General features: G+C 60.3%; 19 protein-coding genes and 2 pseudogenes. 9 read left to right on the plus strand and 12 right to left on the minus strand.

The genetic code is table 11. From position 1 onward, the window contains the following. The first annotated feature begins 97 nt into the window (after positions 1-97). A complete protein-coding gene (locus ACSZOQ_RS10135) occupies positions 98-1,471 on the plus strand; it encodes a transposase (RefSeq protein WP_439924438.1) in 1,374 nt (457 codons plus the stop codon). Positions 1,472-1,674: 203 nt separating this feature from the next. Here ACSZOQ_RS10135 and ACSZOQ_RS10140 read toward each other — a convergent pair whose 3' ends face one another. The 3 genes and pseudogenes from ACSZOQ_RS10140 to ACSZOQ_RS10150 all read right to left on the minus strand — a co-directional run bounded on the left by ACSZOQ_RS10140 (position 1,675) and on the right by ACSZOQ_RS10150 (position 5,112). Continuing rightward, entirely contained in the window at positions 1,675-3,348 is a 1,674-nt protein-coding gene (locus ACSZOQ_RS10140) for an arylsulfatase (protein ID WP_439926005.1), read from the minus strand. A 350-nt stretch (positions 3,349-3,698) separates the two neighbouring features. Then, positions 3,699-3,893: pseudogene (locus ACSZOQ_RS10145) on the minus strand (hypothetical protein); the annotation flags it as partial. Between the two features lie 388 nt (positions 3,894-4,281). After that, positions 4,282-5,112 (minus strand): LssY C-terminal domain-containing protein, encoded by an 831-nt coding sequence (locus ACSZOQ_RS10150; RefSeq protein ID WP_439925870.1) that lies wholly within the window; start codon positions 5,110-5,112, stop codon positions 4,282-4,284. 519 nt (positions 5,113-5,631) lie between these two features. Here ACSZOQ_RS10150 and purB point away from each other — a divergent pair. After that, on the plus strand, positions 5,632-6,939 hold the full coding sequence (purB, locus tag ACSZOQ_RS10155) for an adenylosuccinate lyase (RefSeq protein WP_439925871.1): 1,308 nt from the start codon (positions 5,632-5,634) through the stop codon (positions 6,937-6,939). A 15-nt stretch (positions 6,940-6,954) separates the two neighbouring features. Here the strand turns inward: purB and ACSZOQ_RS10160 are convergent, their stop codons facing one another. Then, positions 6,955-7,527, minus strand: a complete 573-nt coding sequence (locus ACSZOQ_RS10160; RefSeq protein WP_439925872.1) for a cytochrome b — start codon at positions 7,525-7,527, stop codon at positions 6,955-6,957. 250 nt (positions 7,528-7,777) lie between these two features. Between ACSZOQ_RS10160 and ACSZOQ_RS10165 the strand changes: the two genes are divergently transcribed. The 3 genes from ACSZOQ_RS10165 to ACSZOQ_RS10175 all read left to right on the plus strand — a co-directional run bounded on the left by ACSZOQ_RS10165 (position 7,778) and on the right by ACSZOQ_RS10175 (position 9,822). Next, a complete protein-coding gene (locus ACSZOQ_RS10165) occupies positions 7,778-8,386 on the plus strand; it encodes a PilZ domain-containing protein (protein ID WP_439925873.1) in 609 nt (202 codons plus the stop codon). A gap of 320 nt (positions 8,387-8,706) precedes the next feature. Beyond that, on the plus strand, positions 8,707-9,327 hold the full coding sequence (locus ACSZOQ_RS10170; RefSeq protein WP_439925875.1) for a transglutaminase-like cysteine peptidase: 621 nt from the start codon (positions 8,707-8,709) through the stop codon (positions 9,325-9,327). Positions 9,328-9,561: 234 nt separating this feature from the next. Beyond that, complete coding sequence (locus ACSZOQ_RS10175; RefSeq protein ID WP_439925876.1) at positions 9,562-9,822, plus strand: hypothetical protein; 261 nt, start codon at positions 9,562-9,564, stop codon at positions 9,820-9,822. A gap of 175 nt (positions 9,823-9,997) precedes the next feature. On the opposite strand, the gene ACSZOQ_RS10180 is transcribed toward ACSZOQ_RS10175, so the two are convergent. The 4 genes from ACSZOQ_RS10180 to ACSZOQ_RS10195 all read right to left on the minus strand — a co-directional run bounded on the left by ACSZOQ_RS10180 (position 9,998) and on the right by ACSZOQ_RS10195 (position 12,094). Beyond that, the gene (locus tag ACSZOQ_RS10180; protein ID WP_439925877.1) at positions 9,998-10,453 is read right to left on the minus strand and encodes an FKBP-type peptidyl-prolyl cis-trans isomerase; all 456 of its coding nucleotides are present in this window, start codon (positions 10,451-10,453) and stop codon (positions 9,998-10,000) included. A gap of 142 nt (positions 10,454-10,595) precedes the next feature. Continuing rightward, positions 10,596-10,967, minus strand: a complete 372-nt coding sequence (locus tag ACSZOQ_RS10185) for a hypothetical protein (protein WP_439925879.1) — start codon at positions 10,965-10,967, stop codon at positions 10,596-10,598. A 130-nt stretch (positions 10,968-11,097) separates the two neighbouring features. Further along, a complete protein-coding gene (locus ACSZOQ_RS10190) occupies positions 11,098-11,628 on the minus strand; it encodes a gamma carbonic anhydrase family protein (protein ID WP_439925881.1) in 531 nt (176 codons plus the stop codon). Positions 11,629-11,764: 136 nt separating this feature from the next. Beyond that, positions 11,765-12,094 carry a DUF6949 family protein gene (locus ACSZOQ_RS10195; protein ID WP_439925883.1) on the minus strand — a complete coding sequence of 110 codons (330 nt, stop codon included), beginning with the start codon at positions 12,092-12,094 and terminating at the stop codon, positions 11,765-11,767. 209 nt (positions 12,095-12,303) lie between these two features. On the opposite strand from ACSZOQ_RS10195, the gene ACSZOQ_RS10200 reads away from it, so the two are divergent. Continuing rightward, positions 12,304-13,017 carry a hypothetical protein gene (locus tag ACSZOQ_RS10200; RefSeq protein WP_439925884.1) on the plus strand — a complete coding sequence of 238 codons (714 nt, stop codon included), beginning with the start codon at positions 12,304-12,306 and terminating at the stop codon, positions 13,015-13,017. Between the two features lie 9 nt (positions 13,018-13,026). Here ACSZOQ_RS10200 and ACSZOQ_RS10205 read toward each other — a convergent pair whose 3' ends face one another. Both ACSZOQ_RS10205 and cysE read right to left on the minus strand, forming a co-directional pair. Next, on the minus strand, positions 13,027-13,245 hold the full coding sequence (locus ACSZOQ_RS10205) for a DUF3126 family protein (protein ID WP_439925886.1): 219 nt from the start codon (positions 13,243-13,245) through the stop codon (positions 13,027-13,029). Between the two features lie 105 nt (positions 13,246-13,350). Beyond that, positions 13,351-14,178 (minus strand): serine O-acetyltransferase, encoded by an 828-nt coding sequence (gene cysE / locus ACSZOQ_RS10210; RefSeq protein ID WP_439925888.1) that lies wholly within the window; start codon positions 14,176-14,178, stop codon positions 13,351-13,353. 265 nt (positions 14,179-14,443) lie between these two features. On the opposite strand from cysE, the pseudogene ACSZOQ_RS10215 reads away from it, so the two are divergent. Continuing rightward, positions 14,444-15,859 (plus strand): annotated as a pseudogene (locus ACSZOQ_RS10215) (hypothetical protein). Here the strand turns inward: ACSZOQ_RS10215 and ACSZOQ_RS10220 are convergent. Both ACSZOQ_RS10220 and ACSZOQ_RS10225 read right to left on the minus strand, forming a co-directional pair. Continuing rightward, positions 15,817-16,569: an alpha/beta fold hydrolase gene (locus ACSZOQ_RS10220; RefSeq protein WP_439922427.1), complete on the minus strand. Its 753-nt coding sequence runs from the start codon at positions 16,567-16,569 to the stop codon at positions 15,817-15,819. The pseudogene ACSZOQ_RS10215 and the gene ACSZOQ_RS10220 overlap by 43 nt on opposite strands. Before the next feature lie 57 nt (positions 16,570-16,626). Beyond that, positions 16,627-17,742 carry a hypothetical protein gene (locus ACSZOQ_RS10225; protein ID WP_439922428.1) on the minus strand — a complete coding sequence of 372 codons (1,116 nt, stop codon included), beginning with the start codon at positions 17,740-17,742 and terminating at the stop codon, positions 16,627-16,629. A gap of 250 nt (positions 17,743-17,992) precedes the next feature. Here ACSZOQ_RS10225 and ACSZOQ_RS10230 point away from each other — a divergent pair, with 250 nt between their 5' ends. Then, entirely contained in the window at positions 17,993-18,238 is a 246-nt protein-coding gene (locus tag ACSZOQ_RS10230; protein WP_439922430.1) for a zinc-finger domain-containing protein, read from the plus strand. Between the two features lie 7 nt (positions 18,239-18,245). Continuing rightward, complete coding sequence (locus tag ACSZOQ_RS10235; protein ID WP_439922432.1) at positions 18,246-19,448, plus strand: FAD-dependent monooxygenase; 1,203 nt, start codon at positions 18,246-18,248, stop codon at positions 19,446-19,448. Positions 19,449-19,453: the final 5 nt, after the last annotated feature.

The raw sequence follows: 19,453 nt of genomic DNA on the forward strand, positions 1-19,453 counted from the left end.
AAGTCCGCTAAGGGCCGATTTTGTTGCAAAAGTCAGTTGAGACAAGCGGCGAAGCGTGATTCCGTTGTGTTGACGCGAATCTCGGCGAGGTCGATCGATGATGGGCCGTCTGAAGAGTGACCAGAGTCAACTGTTCTACGAGTTCCACCTTAGCGACGCGGTTCCTGAAGATCATCTGGTGCGGAAGATCGATACTGCGCTCGATCTCAGCTGGCTTCACAGCGAACTTGCACCTCATTATTCGTCGATGGGTCGCCCGTCGATTGATCCGGAACTGATGATCCGGATGCTTATCGTGGGATATGTCTTTGCGATCCGCTCAGAACGGCTGATCTGCCGCGAAGTGCAAGTGAACTTGGCTTATCGGTGGTTCTGCAAACTCGGCATCGAGGACGCAATTCCCGATCATTCGGCGTTCTCGCGTGCCCGCAACGAGCGCTTCCGCGATGGGGATGTTTTTCGTCGTGTGTTCGAGCGGGTCGTCGAAGCGTGCATTGCGGCCGGTCTGGTTGGCGGTGATGGCTTTGCCGTCGATGCGAGCCTGATTCAGGCGGACGCCAATAAGCAACGCTCGATCGCGGGTCAGGATTGGCGCAGGGATCGCGATCCCAAGAGGTCCAGCCGCGCGGTGAAGGAGTATCTGGCGACCCTCGACGATATGGCGTGGGGCGCGGCCAGCGACGTGGTCCCGAAGTTCGTCTCGCCATCCGATCCGGCAGCCCAGTGGACCGGCGCTCACAAGGGACCGGCATTCTTCGCTTACTCCGACAACTATCTCATCGACGTGAAGTTCGGTGTCATCGTTGATGTTGAAGCATCCCGCTCCATCCGCCAGGCCGAGGTCGGCGCGGCAAAGACCATGATCGAGCGGACCGAAGAGCGCTTCGGCCTCAAGCCAGAGCGGCTTGTCGGAGATACCGCTTACGGTGCGGCTCCGATGCTGAACTGGCTAGTCGAGGACAAGGGCATCGCGCCACATATCCCTGTGTTCGATAAGTCGAAGCGGGATGACGGCACCTTCTCGCGCAGCGACTTTCGATATGATCCGACCACCGACGTCTACCACTGTCCCGCGGGCAAGACCCTGACGACGACGGGGACACTTGTGAATGGCGGGACCACGCTGATCTATTTGGCTAGAAAGCGCGATTGCGATGGCTGCAAACTCAGAGGACAGTGCTGTCCGAAGGTCCCCTTTCGCAAGATCCCGCGCGACATTCATGAGCACGCCCGCGACGTCGCCCGGTCGCTCGCCGGCACTGATGGCTTTGAGACTTCGCGACGTGAACGCAAGAAGATCGAGATGCGGTTCGCTCACCTGAAGCGCATTCTAAAGCTTGCTCGACTTCGACTGCGTGGTCCACGAGGCGCCCAGGATGAGTTTGTTCTGGCCGCCATCGCTCAGAACCTGCGGCGGCTCGCAACTCTGGTCGCGCGACCGCCACCGGCACAGGTTCTGCGCCTCGCGTAGAGTTAGAGTTAGAGTTGTGTAGAGGAGTCAGGGCCGGCGGATCAAAGCCGGTTGCCCCCAGCCGAATACGAGCATCCATCAGGCGCAACCGACTTTTGCAACAAAATCGGCCAACAACGGAAGTGCGAGCTTTGATCCTCGCCCGGTTGCCTCATGATGCTTGTCAGACGGGCGCCCCAAGGCCGGGGCGCGCCCGTCACCAGTTACTCGCCAGCGGGCGACTGCATGGCCTTCTGGATCTGCTCCTTGACGGCTTCCAGGTTGAAACTCGCGCCCTTCTGCATCGGTGGAAACTCGATCGCAGTTTGGGCGAGCTTACCCACCTCCTGCTGTACGAACTGGAACCGCCAAAACTCATAAGCAAACCAGTTATAGAATGCCAACGACCCCTTATCGCCGTTGGGCAAGTTTGTGCGTTCGAAGGGATCAAGGCGGAGATTGGTGAGGATCGGCCAGTCAACCTTGACCGTGCCACCCAACCAGCCGCTCGGCTGATCGGTGAAGCGATACTTGAAGTCGTCAATTCGTACCGCGCTCAGTGTTCCTTCGGCGAAATAAAAGATTGAGTGGCGGGCAGATGCGCCTTTTCCGGTAATCAGGTCCATCTGGTTGTATCCGTCGAGGTAGACCTTATAGGTCTTGTCGCCGAGTTGCTTTCCCTTCCTTAACTCGTCGGCGATATTCGGATTGCCGGCGGCGGCAACGAAGGTCGGGAACCAGTCGAGTCCGGACATAATGCCGTTCTCCACCTTTCCTGCCGGCACCTTGCCCGGCCAGCGGATCATGCAAGGCACTCGGAAGCCGCCTTCCATGGCGGTTCCCTTGCCGCCCGCGAACGGCGTCTGGCCTCCATCAGGCCAGGTGAAGTTCTCGGCGCCGTTGTCGGTTGTGAACACGACGATCGTGTTGTTGTCGAAGCCGTCGTCCTTGAGCTTCTTCATCACAGCGCCGACGATGTCGTCGAGCTGGGCGAATCCGCCCTCGGAAACCGACCAACCGTTTTCCGAGTTGCGCATGTTCTCGTATTTTTCCGAAAGATGGGTGACGACGTGCATGCGCGTGGGGTTGAGCCAGACGAAGAACGGCTTGTTATCTCGCTTGGCCTTGTCGATGAAAGCGAAAGTGTTTTGCAGAATTTCGTCGTCAACCGTCTCCATTCGCTTCGGATAAAGCGTGCCTGCGTCCTCGATGCGCTGCTTGCCGATCTTGCCCCAGCGCGGCTGCACCGTCTGGTCGTCCCGGTCGGTCGCCCATGAATGAACCATGTTACGGGGGCCGACGGTAGCCAACAGCGCTTGCGGGTAGTTGCGGTGGGCTGGGTCTTCCATCGCGTCGAGGTGATAGAGGTAGCCATAAAACTCATCGAAGCCGTGCATCGTCGGTAGAAACTCGTTGAGGTCGCCGAGGTGGTTCTTACCGAACTGACCCGTGGTGTACCCCATGGATTTCAGTGCGGTCGCAATGGTTGGTGCTTGCGCCGGCATGCCGATCGGGGAGCCAGCCTGGCCGACCGTGGTAAGACCGGTGCGGATCGGTAATTCGCCGGTGATAAAGTTGGCGCGGCCCGCGGTGCAACTCGCCTCTGCGTAGTAGTCGGTGAAGCGCATGCCTTCCGCGGCGAGCTTGTCGAGATTTGGTGTCCGGCTGGCCATGATGCCCTGATGGTAGGCACCGATGTTGAACCAGCCGATGTCGTCACCCATGATAAAGACGATGTTCGGCCGCTGGCCGGCCGCAGCGGGCGCCGTAGCTGGTTGCTGCGCCTGTGCTGGGCTCGTCAATCCGACGGCCGAAAGCGCCGAAGCGGCGACGAGAGAACTGCCACTCAACAAGAAATCGCGGCGTTTCAATCCTCCGCCGATTGGTGCCGTGCTCATCTCAGGCTTTTCCGGAATCCTATCGTTACCCATGACGTGATCCTCTCCCTGGTAATGCACCTGAAGCCGACAAGGCCTGCAGGAGCACATTTTCGGGTTGATCCAGATCAAAGGATATCCGGGTCAGCGAGGCTGAATGCCCAATAGCGATGCAAATAGGTTCCGCAAGCGAGGCGAAGAGAGCAGTCAGCCCGCTTGATAAAGAGGCTGGCGAGCTTCAAACCACGACCGGAGCAGACGAGGTCGTTAGGATGCCGGGCTGCTCATTCGCCGTCCCTCGATAGTGCTACTAGCATATTGTCTGTTCGCTCAGGTCGCAGTTGGGTCTCGGTCCGTGAATGACCTCAGATTTATCGATTGGCCCTTGGAACGTCACTTGCCCGCAGGAAGGCGTCTGGGTCGAACCGAACTTCCTTCGCAAGACGCTCTTCGACCGCCTGCTCGGCAACAGGCTCGCTTGATGACGGGGCGAAAACCACGATGGGCCGGCTGTCGTCATATACGGCCTGCGGCGCAGGGGCATACAGCATCGCATTACCGTCAAGGCGTCGGGGCAGCAAAAGGCACGACAGTCATCCCGGTCCTAAGCCCGTACAAGAGTATCGGGTGCAGTCCTGATAAACACCCCGACACTCGAACGACGGCAGCTGGTTCAGACGACGGCAGTCGCGATAGCGTGCACGACAGGTGCTTATGCATTGCTGCTTGGCGGTCTGTGCGCGCGCGAACGTACTAATGGCGTCATCGGCATCGCGCGCATTGAGTCTTCCAATACTCAGGGACAGAGGCACTGCTAAAACGATGCAAAGGACGGTAAACGACCGCTTGCTGCATTTCATGGATCAGCTCCCATTGAATCGATGGCGGCACAACTTGCCGCCGCGGACATTTCCCACGACTTCTTGTGACGTGGCGACGATGCTTAACTTGCCGTCAATCGTCATTTATCACCAACCTCGCCAAAATGACCTCGCCATCAGTAATGTAGCGGTTGACGCGTTTGGTCGGGAGATTTTGGCCGGCCTGATACAGTTGCTCCGCCTCGATAGATCGATTTTTCCTCAATTCGCCGACGATATGGTCGCGCTCCGCATTCGTGTCCGAGTCCGTGGTGTGGGTGATCTGAAATGTAAGGCGAGTAAGGGACAAGCCGGTGTCCCTGGTGCCGGCTCCTACCCACAGAGCGCATTCATTGTCCGGCGGGCGTTTGGTATTCTGCCAGAAGTCCGCTGCTCCCCAGGTATCCTGGACACGCGTTAGGCTCAAAGCCCAGAACCGGACGTGATGGCGCTTTCGTGGACTATTATCGATCGCCTTTTGAAAACCAATGTCTTGGCCACGGCCAAAAAGATAGAGAGTGCTGAATGGGGCGCTGGGGTACGAAGAGTTGAATACGAAAGCGCGAATCATGCCCCATGAGCTGGCCAGACTGAGTCGATCTGCTTCCGACCAGCCGAGCCCTGCAAAGGCTGCGCGAATCTGCTGGAGAGTGCCTATGAGTGCGACGTTCACTGGGTCTCCAGGCAAGCCGTCGCTCGTAATCGTGTAACTAGGCACACGTTTGCGTTGGAGGATCTTTAGTCCCACGCGAATGGCGCGCGGCAGAACAATATACGCGGCGATTCCGTAGGTGATGCCGACGGCCAGGATCCAAGGTAACCTGCGGTCCGCGGTTTCGAAGACGACAAAGACGATCAACCAGACACAAAAGATGCCTAATCCAAAAATCAGCAAACGACGCAAAAGACGTTTAATCAATCTCATGATCTCGGCACTTTAAAGCACGCACCGGTGGTGGCGTTCGCCTCTTTGCTGGCGACCGACGGAATTGCGCTTGCGGCCAAACACCCAGACCACGATGCATATGAACGCAGCGCCAAAAATAAGAAGGTAGATTGATTGTCGCGGGCATGGTTACTCACCTCGCTATTGTCGTGCTGCGCGCGCGTCAGACTGTGGTCAACAATGGCGCCTTGTCTAACCCGAGGCTGCCGGCCTGCAGAAATCGACCATTGACTGTCTACCGACTCACAAAAGCGGCATTGAGATAGATCAACAGCTAAGAGACCTTCAGGTACCGCGCTGTACCGCGTCTAACGTCTGCATGGGGTCACCCTCCGACGTCCCAGGACCGGTCGGGCCTTGTCTGCTCTACCCCTTGAAGCGGACAATCCCGGATTTACGAGTATACGTCCTGGCTCGACCTTCAACTCGCACCGTTTGTCTCCATCCGAGAGCTCTGCTAAAGCGCGGCATAATCCCTGAAAACCTCAAGGATCGTCGATGATTCCTCGTTACACCCGTCCCGAAATGGCTTCGATCTGGGAGCCGCAGACCCGTTTCAAGATCTGGTTCGAGATCGAGGCTCACGCGGCGGACGCCCAGGCGCAGCTCGGGGTGATCCCGAAGGAAGCGGCCGAAACCATCTGGGCCAAGGCCAAGGATGCGACCTTCAACGTCGAGCGCATCGACGAAATCGAGCGCGAGACCAGGCATGACGTCATCGCCTTTCTGACTCACCTTGCCGAAATCGTCGGTCCCGAGGCACGCTTCGTGCATCAGGGCATGACCTCCTCCGACGTGCTCGACACCTGCCTCAACATCCAGCTCACCCGCGCCGCCGACATCCTGATCACCGACGTCGACAAGCTGCTCGGGGCGCTTAAGACGCGCGCGTTCGAACACAAGATGACGCCGACCATCGGCCGCTCGCATGGCATCCATGCCGAACCGGTCACCTTCGGGCTCAAGCTTGCTTACGCTTATGCGGAATTCACACGTGCGAAGGAGCGCCTGATCGCCGCGCGCAAGGAAGTTGCGACCTGCGCCATCTCGGGCGCGGTCGGTACCTTCGCGCAGATCGATCCGCGCGTGGAGGAGCACGTTGCCAAGGCGATGGGATTGACCCCCGAGCCGGTTTCGACACAGGTGATTCCACGCGACCGCCACGCGATGTTCTTTGCGACGCTGGGCGTCATCGCATCGTCGATGGAGCGTCTCGCCACCGAGATCCGTCATCTGCAACGCACCGAAGTGCTGGAGGCCGAAGAGTTCTTCTCCGAGGGGCAAAAGGGCTCATCGGCGATGCCGCATAAACGCAACCCGGTGCTGACCGAGAACATCACCGGCCTCGCCCGCATGGTCCGTGCCTATGTGACGCCGGCGCTGGAGAACGTGGTGCTGTGGCACGAACGCGACATCTCGCACTCCTCCGCCGAACGCATGTTTGGCCCCGACGCTACCGTGACGCTCGACTTCGCGCTCAATCGCCTCGCGGGCGTGATCGACAAGCTGCTGGTCTATCCCGCCAACATGCAGAAGAACCTCGATCGCCTCGGAGGGCTTGTGCATTCGCAGCGCGTCCTGATCGCGCTCACGCAGAAAGGCGCGACCCGCGAGGACGCCTACAGACTGGTCCAGCGCAACGCCATGCCGGTATGGCGCGGTGAAGGCGATTTCCTTAACCTGCTGAAGAACGACACCGATGTGAAAAAATATCTGTCGGATGCCGAGATCGCCGAGCAGTTCGACCTCGGCTACCACTTCAAGCACGTCGACACGATCTTCAGGCGGGTGTTCGGTAGCGCGTGAGGCGGATATCCGCGGCTACCTTTCCTTCGAGGGAGCGGGTGAAGAAGCCCCGCTCATCATCCGCGCCACCACGCGGTCGCGTTTGATGAAGCGATGGTAGAGCGCCGCGACGAAATGCAACACGACCAGCCCAATCAGCCCATAAGCCAGCCAGATGTGCCAATGCTCGAAGAAGCGGGCATTGTCTTTATTCTCGGATGTGAACTGCGGCACCCGGAACAGCCCGAACCAGTCGGCATAATCCGGCTTGTGGGCGCCGGAATGGGCCCAGCCGAGCAGTGCCACGACGATCGTCGTGGCATAGAGCGCCCAGTGATTGACGTGCGCCACCGCCCGCTCCCACATGCGTGAGCCGTCCGGCGGCGCCGGGACCGGATTGAGGCCGCGCCAGATCAGGCGAAGGACCATCAGCAGCAGGATGACGTAGCCTATGTCGGCATGGATCGAGCGATGGAAGAGCTTGGCCTCCTTCGGCAGGAAGTGGTTGAACCATAATCCATAGGCCAGCATGGCGATGACCGCGATACCGAGGATCCCGTGAAAGGCTCGGGACAGAGTGCCCCAAGCGGTAGTTGAATTCCGAAGCATGGTCGACTCTTGCCCTTGGACGACGGTTACGTTTCCCTCCAGAGGCCACGGCCAGGAGCTTTCAACAAGCCCCTCCAGCGCCACCAACGTCATCGCAACAATTGGAATCGGTCTAAAAGTGCTTCGCGCGTGACGCCGGAGCATGGATTGCTCCCGTGCAATCGAGAACCGCCGGATCGCTAACGTCGCGTTAACCCTGACGACCGTAGGGTTCACCAATACCGATTACCGGTCGACCGGTGGACCGATTATGGCGTTGGCGCAGAAAATCTCAAATCTTCCAGTTGAGCGTCGGCGGTTTCAGCGAGTCGGGGTTCACCTGCTGGGCCGCTATATGCTGCCGGACCGGCGCGAATTTCCATGCCAGATCATCAACATGTCCCCGGGTGGGCTGGCCATGCTGGCGCCCGGCATAGGTAATGTCGGTGACCGGATCGTCGCCTATCTCGACCACATCGGTCGGGTCGAAGGCAAGATCACCCGGATTATCGACAGCGGATTCGCCATGAGCGTCAGCGCGACGCCCCGCAAGCGCGACAAGCTGGCGGCGCAGCTCACCTGGCTCGCCAACCGCGATATCCTGAACCTTCCCGAAGACCGCCGCCACGACCGCAACGTGCCGCGCAACCCGATCGCGATCCTCACGCTTGAGGATGGCACCAGAATGACATGCCGGATCATCGATCTGTCTATGTCGGGTGCTGCTGTCTCGGCCGAGAAAAAGCCGCCGCTGCAGTCCCGGGTCGCGCTCGGCAAGGTGCTCGCTCGCGTCGTTCGAAACCTGGAAGAAGGCTTCGCGCTCGAGTTCGTTCACGAGCAGGATCCCAACACTCTCGAAGATAACGTCACCGCCCGGTAAACGGCGGTTCCCGCAAACTCCTGCTTTTGCGATCCCCGCCGGCGGCTTCCGCCGCGCGGCAAGCCGCGTATGCCCCAGGATTTGCCGGTTAACGACGGGCGCGTTCCAGTGCGGAAACCCCGATCCCGCCGCGTCCCAATTGCTAATATGTAAGATTTTAATCAAGTCCGGTTGTTTCAAATTTTAATCGAATTCGATTCAAGTATAGATTCAATTCGCGGAAAACTTTACTTGTATTTTGCTCAAATACACTTCGAGTACTTAGCGGCGATGCAAATTCTTTGTGCGAAATGTGGTCCCAACAAGAAACGGGGGCCACAATGGTCAACAGGGGACAGGGAGTGGGACTGGCGGTCGTTGCCGCCGTCCTGTGGGGGCTAGCGACGCCTGCGGGCGCAGCGGAAGCACGGCAGCTTTATGCAAGTCTCGGCGACACCACGCGGGCGCCGATCGGTTGGGTCGAATTCTGCGGAGAAAATCCGAAGGAATGCCGCGGTGGCGCAACGCAGCCGCGCGACATCGTGATGACACCCGACGCCTGGCGCGATCTTTTGAAGGTCAACCGCTGGGTCAACGAAACCATCAAGCCGATGACGGACAAAGAGCACTGGGGCGTCGTCGAAAAGTGGTCTCTGCCGACCGACGGCTACGGCGATTGCGAGGATTACGTCCTGTTGAAACGCAAGATGCTGATCGACGCGGGCTGGCCGCGCGAGGCGTTGCTGGTCACGGTGGTTCGCGACAAGCAAGGCGACGGCCATGCCGTCCTGACTGTTAAAACCAACAAGGGCGAGTTCATTCTCGACAACCAGAACGAGGACGTCGTGGCCTGGACCGAGACCGGCTACCGCTTCATGAAACGCCAATCGCAAAGTGACCCCAATGTCTGGGTTGCGCTCGACGACAACCATCCGGCGGTCGCGACGGCCAGCTCTCGATAAACAAGGGAACACGAGACCCGCGACCGGTCATACCCCTCCCCGTCCCCGACCGGATCGCGCGCGGCCAGCCTTTCCCCAAGAGGCTGGCCGCACCCTTTTTAGGACGGCAAATGCTGAATATCCTTGAACTCGTCCGAGCAATACCCTTTGGTCACCACGCGAAAGAAAATGGCAACCGACAACAATATTCGGGTGACGGACTGCTTGTGGCAAAGAATAAGGACGTGATGGACCATGGTAGACGGTAATACGAATGCTCCCGATCCAGAACCGAACGAAGATGAGAACGACAACACGATTGTTGAGCATGGCCCTTCCATCGGCGAATACCGCCGGGAGCCAATTCCGGAATACATCGTCGATGCGAATGGCGTTCGGTTTGACTTTAATCGCATTGCTCTCGAGGGCGGTGGCGGGCTTGAGCCATCGCAGCTAGCTCGCAACGAATGCCTTATTTCGCCAGGTTTGATCTATCGCAGATCCCCCGAGGATTAGACTTCGAGCTGAAATTAGCGACTCGTCGCAAGCGAACGCTGGCGCGATCCACGCCCCGCTCTACACATACCGCAGAACGAGGAATGGATCGAACCGGGCCCTGCTGCTCGACTTCGGAAAATCTGTGGCATTGCCGAAGTTCGAAATAGCGGACCGGCTTTCCGGCGGCAGCGGCTCAGCCTCTCAGGCCGAGCAGCTCGACGTCAAAGATCAGTGTTGCATTGGGCGGAATGACGCCGCCCGCGCCGCGCTGGCCGTAGCCAAGATCCGGCGGAATGATGAGCGTGCGCTTGCCGCCGACCTTCATGGTCGAGATGCCTTCGTCCCAGCCCGCAATGACCCGACGCTTGCCGATCGGGAATTCGAAAGGCTCGTTGCGGTCCACCGAGCTGTCGAACTTGTCGCCCTTCTGTCCGTCCTGATAGAGCCAGCCGGTGTAATGCATGATGCAGACCTGGCCGGGCTTCGGGGATGGCCCCTCGCCAACCTTGGTGTCCGTGATCTGCAAGCCCGATGCTGTGGTCATGGTTTTCTCCGCGGTCTGGGCCGCTGCTGTGGCTGGAGCATCGATCAGAACCATGGCGCCTGACGCAATCGCAAGGGCAAAGCCCGCACATTGAAACGCCCGCATCGCCGCATTCTCCAGCCTGTGATCGGCGCACATATCTAGCCCAAGCTCCGCGCGACGACCACGGCTTTTTGCGGAATTTGCCCACGCCGAAGCTGCGCGCGACCCGCGCACGCCGCCCATCAGATCGTTGAGACGCCCGCGATCAGCTGCAAACTTCGACCCGACGCCAGCGCCAGCCATAACGCGTGGGGACCTGACGGCGGACCAGATAACAACCGTCGTCGTAATAGCCGCTGTATGAGGCCGGATAGCCGTAAGGGTAGTCCCAGCTGGAATAGCCGTAAGGATAGTCCCAACCGTAATAGCCAAAGGGTGCCGCGAGGCCGAGTCCGAGGCCTACGGCGAAGCCCCGACCATGGAATCCATGGTGGAAGCCGCCACCATGGAAACCGCCGCCGTGAAATCCGCCACCGCCGCCGAATCCGCCGTGGCCGCCGCGCGCTGAGGCAACCGTCGGCGAGATAAGTCCTATCGCAGCGACCGCCAACAATGCGATCATCGTTTTGCGCAACATCGTCAGATTCCTCCAGCTTACCGTCACCCCGATGAAAGACACAGGTTGCGCCCGATGGTTTCTGCTGGCGACGTTTATTCGCCCAGATTTCGGCTCAATTCTTCGCGACCCGGAAGGTGCCGCCGGAATCTCAACTGATCTGCTTCAGGCCTTTTTTGAAACGAAGCCCATTCGCCGCGTAGAATTTCGCACCGCTTCTCATTGCCTCGGCCTGGGCAGGCTCCAGCGTGCGGATTGCCCGCGCTGGCGCGCCGACGATCATGGAATATTCCGGGAATTGCTTGCCTTCGGTGATGAGCGCGCCGGCACCGACGATGCAGCCACGGCCGACCCGTGCGCCGTTCATGACGATCGAGCCCATGCCGATCAGCGCACCATCCTCAATGGTGCAACCGTGCAGAATGACATTATGGCCGATCGTACAGTTCGCCCCGATCGTCAATGGGAAGCCCTCGTCGGTATGGCAGGTACTGCCGTCCTGGACGTTGGCCCCCTCGCCAACCTCGATCCACTCGTTGTCGCCGCGTAGCACCGCTCCGAACCAGATGCTCGCATTCTCGCGCAGGCGAACCTTGCCGATCACCGCAGCGGTGTCGGCAATGAAATAGCGTCCGCTTGCGGGAAGATCGGGCGCCTGCCCGTCGAGTTCGTAAACCGCCATGACGGCCTCCTGCTAGTGGCCCAATTCCAACATTTCACCCCGCAGCGGCGGGCGTTCTTGCAAATATTGGAATCAAAGGACCGCTAGCAAAGCGAATGTCAAATCCGAAACCCCGCTGGAGGCGACAAGGCGCAACTCAGGCGAGCAACCCGACCGCCTTCAGGGTCATGACCACGCAGGTGCCCGACATCAAGCTCCAGAACCCGGCTATCACGGTCGCCATCATGACGAATTCAAAGCGACGGCGCTCGATACGTCGTCCGCGAAGCGTGTTGCGCATGATGATGAAGGGCGCTGCGAAAACCAGGAACGGGACCGCGGCGAAGGCCTTTGCCACGACGCCCTGCTGCAGCAATCCAAAGCCGGGCGGATGTTTGATGAACGCCTGATAGCCGCTGGCGAGCGCGCCCGCGATGGCAAATCCGATGCACAGTGAGAAGAACGAATTCAACGTATCCGGCGACATCGAAAGGACATCCGTTACACGACCACGACATCCTTGCTTCGCAAAATACCGCTCTGGCCGCCACCTTATCCTTAAGGAAAGGTTAACACGGCAGGCGCGGCGACCTTGCGCAGTGGCGCGGTGCAGCCAGCCCTGCCTCATGAAAACTCCACAATGCGTGTCATAGTCGCGGCTGATTCGTTCTCCCGGAAATAGTCCCGCCCCGTCGCATGACCTTGCTGTCTTCCACCGCGCGCCGATCGCGCGGATCAGATAAACCGCGGCGCGGTCATCTCGTCCCGGTTCTCGCGTCCGCGCTGATCGCGGCAATCGCGGTCACCTTAGTCGCGTGGCTGTTGTGGCCGACCTGGGCATCCAAAGCGTTTGACAACGATGAACGGCTACCAGTCAGCATCGGCGAGACGTTGTTCAATGTCCCACCGCACGCCTTCCGGATGAGAGTCCAGAGACATTCGGGACCGCAGGAGCGCATCGATCTGAATTTTGTCTACCCCTCACTGGCGGCGCCGGAAGCGCCCAAGCGCGTCTCCGCCGAGACCATCGAAGTTACACCGCAGCCAATCGAGCGCATCTTCTTGTCGATCGCGGCGCATCACGATTCTGTGGCGCCGAACAGCCTCGTCCACACCATCTATCCGCGATATCTCGATGAGAGCAGGACGCAGCCTCAGGATGGGCTATTGATGCGCGCGTTCCGTGACCGCACGCCCTATGCCGGCGAGGATCTGTTCGTTGCGGAAGCGCCTGCACTTGTCGCACGATGCACCCGCGAGGCGATGACGCCGGGCATGTGCCTGAGCGAACGCCGCATCGGCGGCGCTGACCTGACGTTCCGCTTTCCGCGGCAATGGCTGGCAGAGTGGCGCGACGTGGCCGGTGCGATGGAGCGGCTGGTGCTGCAATTGCACGGACCGCAGAACTAACTCGCTCGTTCAGTCCACGTCGGCCAGATCCTCCTCGAGGATCGCCATCTGGAACTGGAACGAGCGGTCGTCGTCCTCGTCATCCACGAACAGCACACCGATGAACTCCTCGCCGATATAGACTTCGGCTGAGTCATCCTTCTTCGGCCGCGGCACCACGCGAATCCTGGGATTGCCGAATACGCGCTTGAGGTAGGCGTCGAGTTTCCTGACTTCCTGAACGTCCACGGCGGTCTCCGCTATAATTTGGGGGCTCGCAGGGTTCTAGAGCGAGACGGCTTACGCCGCTACAGGTTTGTTCGGATTTCAGGTATCAGAGAAATTTCTCGTCGGTCAAAGTCCCGTCGCGTTGATCATCTGGTCCATGGTGCGCGAGGGCTCCGAACAGCCGGCCTCGCCGACGATTTTGGCCGGAACGCCCGCGACGGTGACGTTGTGCGGCACCGGCTTCACAACGACTGATCCGGCGGCGATACGCGCGCAATGTCCGACCTCAATATTGCCGAGAATCTTCGCGCCTGCGCCGATTAGGACTCCATGGCGGATCTTCGGATGACGGTCCTCATTTTCCTTGCCGGTGCCGCCGAGCGTCACGCCATGCAGGATCGACACGTCATCCTCGATGACAGCGGTCTCGCCGACCACGAACCCGGTGGCATGATCGAGGAAAATGCCACGGCCGATTTTGGCGGCCGGATTGATGTCGACCTGGAACACCGAGGAAGAACGGCTCTGCAGGTAATAGGCAAAATCCTTGCGGCCTTTCTTATGAAGCCAGTGCGCAAGGCGGTGGGTCTGGATCGCATGAAAGCCCTTGAAGTAGAGCAGCGGATCGATGAACCGCGACGTGGCGGGGTCCCGGTCGAACACCGCCACCAGATCGGCGCGGAACGCATTGCCGATATCGGGATCGTCGCGCAGCGCCTCGTCGAAAGTCTGACGGATCAGATCGCCCGACAACGCCGAATGGTCGAGCCGCTCGGCGACACGATGCACCACCGCCGCCTCAAGGCGATCGTGATGCAGAACGGCCGAATAGATGAAGGACGCCAGCTCGGGCTCGCGGCGAACGATATCCTCGGCCTCGCCGCGGATGCGATCCCAGATCGGATCGAGTGCCGCAAGCTTCGAATTCTGCGGGTTGACGTGCTGGATCGCCATGGTCGTCTCGCAACCTCAAATTCCGTCCCGCAGCATAGCATGACGCGACGTCGTTGTCCTCGCCGTTCAACGGATATTCAATCGACCCGCTTAGGGTTAACCGACGATCTAAGCGATTGAACGATCACACCATATCGGTCGGCCTACGGGGCTCGGCGTCACCTCGAAAGGTTCGGAATCTTCATAGTTCAGGCCACCTTCGGGCCAATTTACGTCAAACAAGTTATGCATTTGCGCTCGACGCTCAATATGCGAAAATGGTGCGCTGCCCACCGGAGAACACGCCATTTCTACCCGAGTCCTATACAGGCGCGCCACGGAAGCACCCTGGGCCTGGATCGCGGCTATCATCATTCCCGTTCTTCTGCTCGCTCCCGCGATCTGGAACGGCTATCCGCTGCTCGAATACGATACCGGCGGGTATCTGGCGCGATGGTATGAGGGCTATCTCGAGCCGAGCCGCTCGACCGTTTACGGCATCTACCTTCATTTGGGGAAGGACTCTTTTTCTGGCTCAATCTGGCATTTCAGGCGCTGCTGACGCTGTGGATCCTGCATTTGACCCTGCGCGTGCTCAGCATGGCGCAGCCCTTGCGGCTTCTCGCCATCGCCGTGCTTCTGACCCTGGCCACCGCGCTGCCGTGGCTCGCCAGCATGCTGCTGACCGACATTTTCGCAGGCCTGGCAGTGCTCGCGCTGTTTATCCTCGTCGTGCACAACGGCAAGCTCTCGACGATCGAGAAGATCTCGCTGTTTCTGTATACGTCATTCGCGGCCGCGACCCACACAGCGACGTTCGGTGTGCTATTCGGGTTGTGTTGCCTGGGATGGGTCGCCAAGCCCTGGCTCGGCCGAAGGCTTCCGATCGTGGGCCTGGTTCAGGGCTGCCTGACGCTCGCCGTCGGCGCGGCCATGCTGCTGGCAGCGAATTACGCACTGTCGGGCAGGCTTGCCTGGACACCGGGCGGCGCCGGCGTGTCGTTTGGGCGCATGATGCAGGACGGCATCGTCGCACGCTACCTCAACGACAACTGCGACAAGATCAAGCTGAAGCTCTGCCCCTACCGTAATCAACTGCCGGCGACAGCGGACGACTTCCTTTGGGGCAAGGACACCGTGTTCAACAAGCTTGGCCGCTTCGAGGGCATGAACGACGAGATGGAATTCATCGCTACACAAGCACTGGCTGCCTATCCGCTCTGGCAGACCGAAGCGGCGGTCGAAGCAACGGCAGAACAACTCGTGCAGGTCGGCACCGGCGAAGGCACCAGCGGCTGGATTCCACACACCTATGGCATCATCGAGCGCTATCTGCCGGAACAGGTGAAGACCATGCGCGCCGCGCAGCAGCAACACTGGAACATCAAGTTCGCGGCGATCAACTGGATTCACATACCGGTCGCGCTCACCTCGATGCTGTTGCTCGCCGGGATCGCACTGGCGGCGCTGTGGCGACGACGCCTTGACGACATCGAACTGCTTGCCGCGACGGTTTGCGTCGCATTGCTCGGCAACGCCTTCATCTGTGGCGTGATCTCCGGCCCGCACAACCGCTACGGTGCGCGCATGGTCTGGATCGCGACATTCGTGGTGCTGATCGCGGCGGCGCGATTCCTCGCCAAGCGCTATGGGGCGGCCTCACGGGCGGCGTGACAGAAATTTCAGCACACCTTCCTTGTAGACCTTGTCACCCACCGCGCGCATGTGGTCGCGGTTCGGAATGTCCAGTACTTCCGCCCCGGGGATGACGTTCGCAAGTGCCTGCGCCGATCCTGCGATCTCGTCTTTGGTGCCGACCGCTATCAGCGTCGGCACCTTGATGCTGGCGACCTCTGTTTCCGTCATCAGCCGTCGTGACCCACGCAAACATGCCGCCAGTGCACGACGATCGGAGCGCGTCTGATCGGCGAATATCCGGAACGTGCGGCCGAACGGATCGGTCACGTCGTCGAGCGACGGCGCATCCAACGCCATGGCAACGCTTTCGCCGGGGCTGCCGCCCTCGATCAGGCCGATACCCAGACCGCCGAAAATCCCGGAGCGCACCCGTTCAGGCCGGGTCTGTGCCAAAATTCCCATCATCCGCGCGCCGAGCGAATAGCCCATGACGTCCGCGCGCGCGATGGCAAGGTGATCCATCAGCGCCGTGATGTCGCTCGCCATCGTGCCGATGTGATAGTCTTCCGGATCGTAGAGCTTGCTGGAGTTGCCGTGGCCGCGATTGTCGAACGCGATCACCCGGAACCCGCTCTTGCGCAACTCCGACACCCAGGTTGGATACACCCAGTTCACGTTCTTGCTCGACGCAAAGCCGTGTACGAGGACAACGGGATCGCCCTCACCCTCGTCAAGGTAGGCAATTTCAACGTCGCCGTGATGAAAGCTCGGCATCAGGAATTCCGTGATCGGGATGGCAACGAGATGGTCGGCGAACGACCCGTGAGAGGTTTACGCCAATGCGGTATCTGACTGCGCAGCCAACCGCCGCAGACGTCTGGCTTTCGAACGTTGCAGCCATGACAACGTCAGGCGCTCGGTCGTGGCCTTGATCGATGACAGGAAACCGAACAGCGCAAACACCGCGCTGAACACCCACATCGCGAGATTGAACGCGCCGGCGGTGAGCAGCAGCGCCCCACGTCCCAAAATCTTGATAATCGAGCGGGTCTGGCTGCCTTTGGCTTCGGCAAGCCGTGCGGCGCGCGCAACGTCTTTTGGTCCCTGGGCAATCCGCAGCGTGTCGAGCGCGCCCCGTGTCCCGGCTTTCTCACTGATGCGACCGACATCCTTGGCGAGACGCACCAGTCCGCCGGCCTTCTCGGCCCGGATAGCAGCCTTGATCGCGACGGCGGTCTGATGCGGTCGTGCCAGCGCCCCCGTCGCGACAGCGTTTTGCAGTTTCCGCGTGTCGACCATCTCGCCCGCCGAACGGCTTGCCCACCGGCTCAGTCCTTCACCGAGCCGCCCAACCTTCCGGGCATCCTTGACCAGCGTGAGGCCGGCACGAGCTGGAGCCGCACCGCCCACGGACACAAAGGTGGCCGCCGTGACAACGAGACCCGCTCCGGCGAGCCCGAGCAACAGCCGGTCCGTGCCCTCGCCCATCGCCAGGTGCTTGCCCTCGCGCATGAGGTCCCGGACATCACCGAATACACACAGATCGCCCGCGACCGTGCCGGACAGGCTCGCGCCGTCATCGGCATTGCCGGTGACCAGCCCCGCGAAAAATCTCTTGGCCATGTGTTCAGTAGAATTTTCTTCTCCGACAGCTTCGGCAACGCGTTGCGACAACTCTCCGGGTATCGGTACTCCCTTCGCTGCCGCGAGATCGACAAAGCTGTTCGCGAGGTCAGGATCTTGCGCCGCAAGTGCAGCCTCGATGTTTTCATGCACCAGGGTCGGATTATTCCGGAGCGTGGAATCGAGTTGAAGATCGGAGAGACGGGTGGGATCATCCTGCGCAATCAGCACGGCGCCGGCATCCTTGGCATGCGGCCACAGCAGGGCGAACGCCGTTGCGCATATCGCTGCCCCCGTCATCGCGCTGCCAATTCGCCATCGCATCGTCGAGAACCTGCCTTCGTCGTACGCCTAAAGGTGGTGGGCCGGGTTTCAATCACAACTTCCCCGACGAAAGAAGGGCTTTTCCCAACGACAGGATTATGTCGAATTTGTATGGATAATTGACCCGCAAAATTTTCCAAATCCTGTTTCCGGCGCGCTAGGAATCGAGGCCGCCGGTGAGTATGGTGCAGCGCGATGTCGTTGCGTATCCGACGCGTCAAATGTCGCGCAGCGACCCGAGGTGGAAAGCATGTCTAATCACGTAGTCCCCCACTTTCATAACGATGCCGGCGTCTCCATTATCGAGATCGGCTCGCAGGAATTCATGTGCGTCGGAGCCAATCCACCGTTCGATCATCCACACGTCTTTCTCGATCTCGGCAACGATAGCGAAATCATCTGCCCGTATTGCTCGACGCTGTACCGTTTCGCGGCCGATCTCGGCGCTGGACAGTCCCGCCCCCCGGAGTGCGTGGTGAGAGACAAGGTGGCCTGATCTTCCTGTGACCCGGTCGCGCACGGTCGTTGTCGCCGGTGCCGGGATCGGAGGTTTGACGGCATCGCTTGCGCTGGCCGCCAAGGGCTTTCGCGTCCTCATCATCGAGACAGCCGAGCGCCTCGAAGAAGCTGGCGCGGGCCTGCAACTGTCGCCGAACGCAAGTCGCATCCTGATCGGCCTCGGTCTGCACGCGCGACTATCCGCATGCGCGCTCGTGCCTGACGCTATCAGTATCATGAGCGCGCGGCATGGTGGCGAGATCTGCCGCCTGCCGCTTGCCGAGACAGCGACGTCGCGCGCAGGCGCGCCTTACTGGGTAGTGCATCGCGCCGATCTGCAGTCGGCGCTGCTGGAACAGGTTGGGGCTCATCCCGATATCGAGTTGCGCCTCGGAACTGCAATCGAAAACGCGACATCGCACACCGAAGGCGTAACCGTGAACTTGCGCGGTAGCAGCCCAGATCGCGAAAAGACCGCATGGGCGCTGATCGGCGCCGACGGTGTGTGGTCTGCGCTGCGCGATCGGCTCTTTCCGGATGCAAGCCCGCTATTTTCCGGCCTGATCGCGTGGCGCGGGACTATCGATGCGGCGCATTTGCCGCACGACATGACCGCGCGCCGCGTGCAGCTCTGGATGGGACCGGACGTTCACGTTGTGGCCTATCCGATGTCGGGAGGAAGGCAGATCAACATCGTCGCGTTGATGCCGGACGCATGGAATCAGCCTGGCTGGAGCGCCCCCGGCGACGCCGCAGATATTAAGCGCCGATTCGCACAAGCGCGCTGGTCTGAGCCGGCGCGCAGGATGATCGACGCCGTAGACGGCTGGCGCAAGTGGGCGTTATTTACGATTCCACCGATGGCCGCATGGCACTGCGATGCAATGGCCCTGCTCGGCGATGCCGCCCATGCGATGCTGCCGTTTGCCGCGCAAGGTGCGGGCATGGCGATCGAGGATGCCGCGGTACTCGCGCAATGTCTTGGCGACGCCACCAATGAGCGCGGCGATGGCGCTGCGGCAGCGCTTGCGCGTTACACAGGGTTGCGCCGTGCGCGTGTTACGCGCGTGCAAAAGCTCGCGCAACTGAACGGGCGGATTTATCACCTCGGAGGAGCCGCCGCTCTGGCGCGCGATCTCGCCATCAGAACGATGGGACCGCAGCGCATGCTGGCGCGTCAGGACTGGATCTACAATTGGCGGCCTTAAGGCAC

The organism is Nitrobacter sp. JJSN (genome assembly GCF_051912485.1).
Classification (GTDB): domain Bacteria; phylum Pseudomonadota; class Alphaproteobacteria; order Rhizobiales; family Xanthobacteraceae; genus Nitrobacter.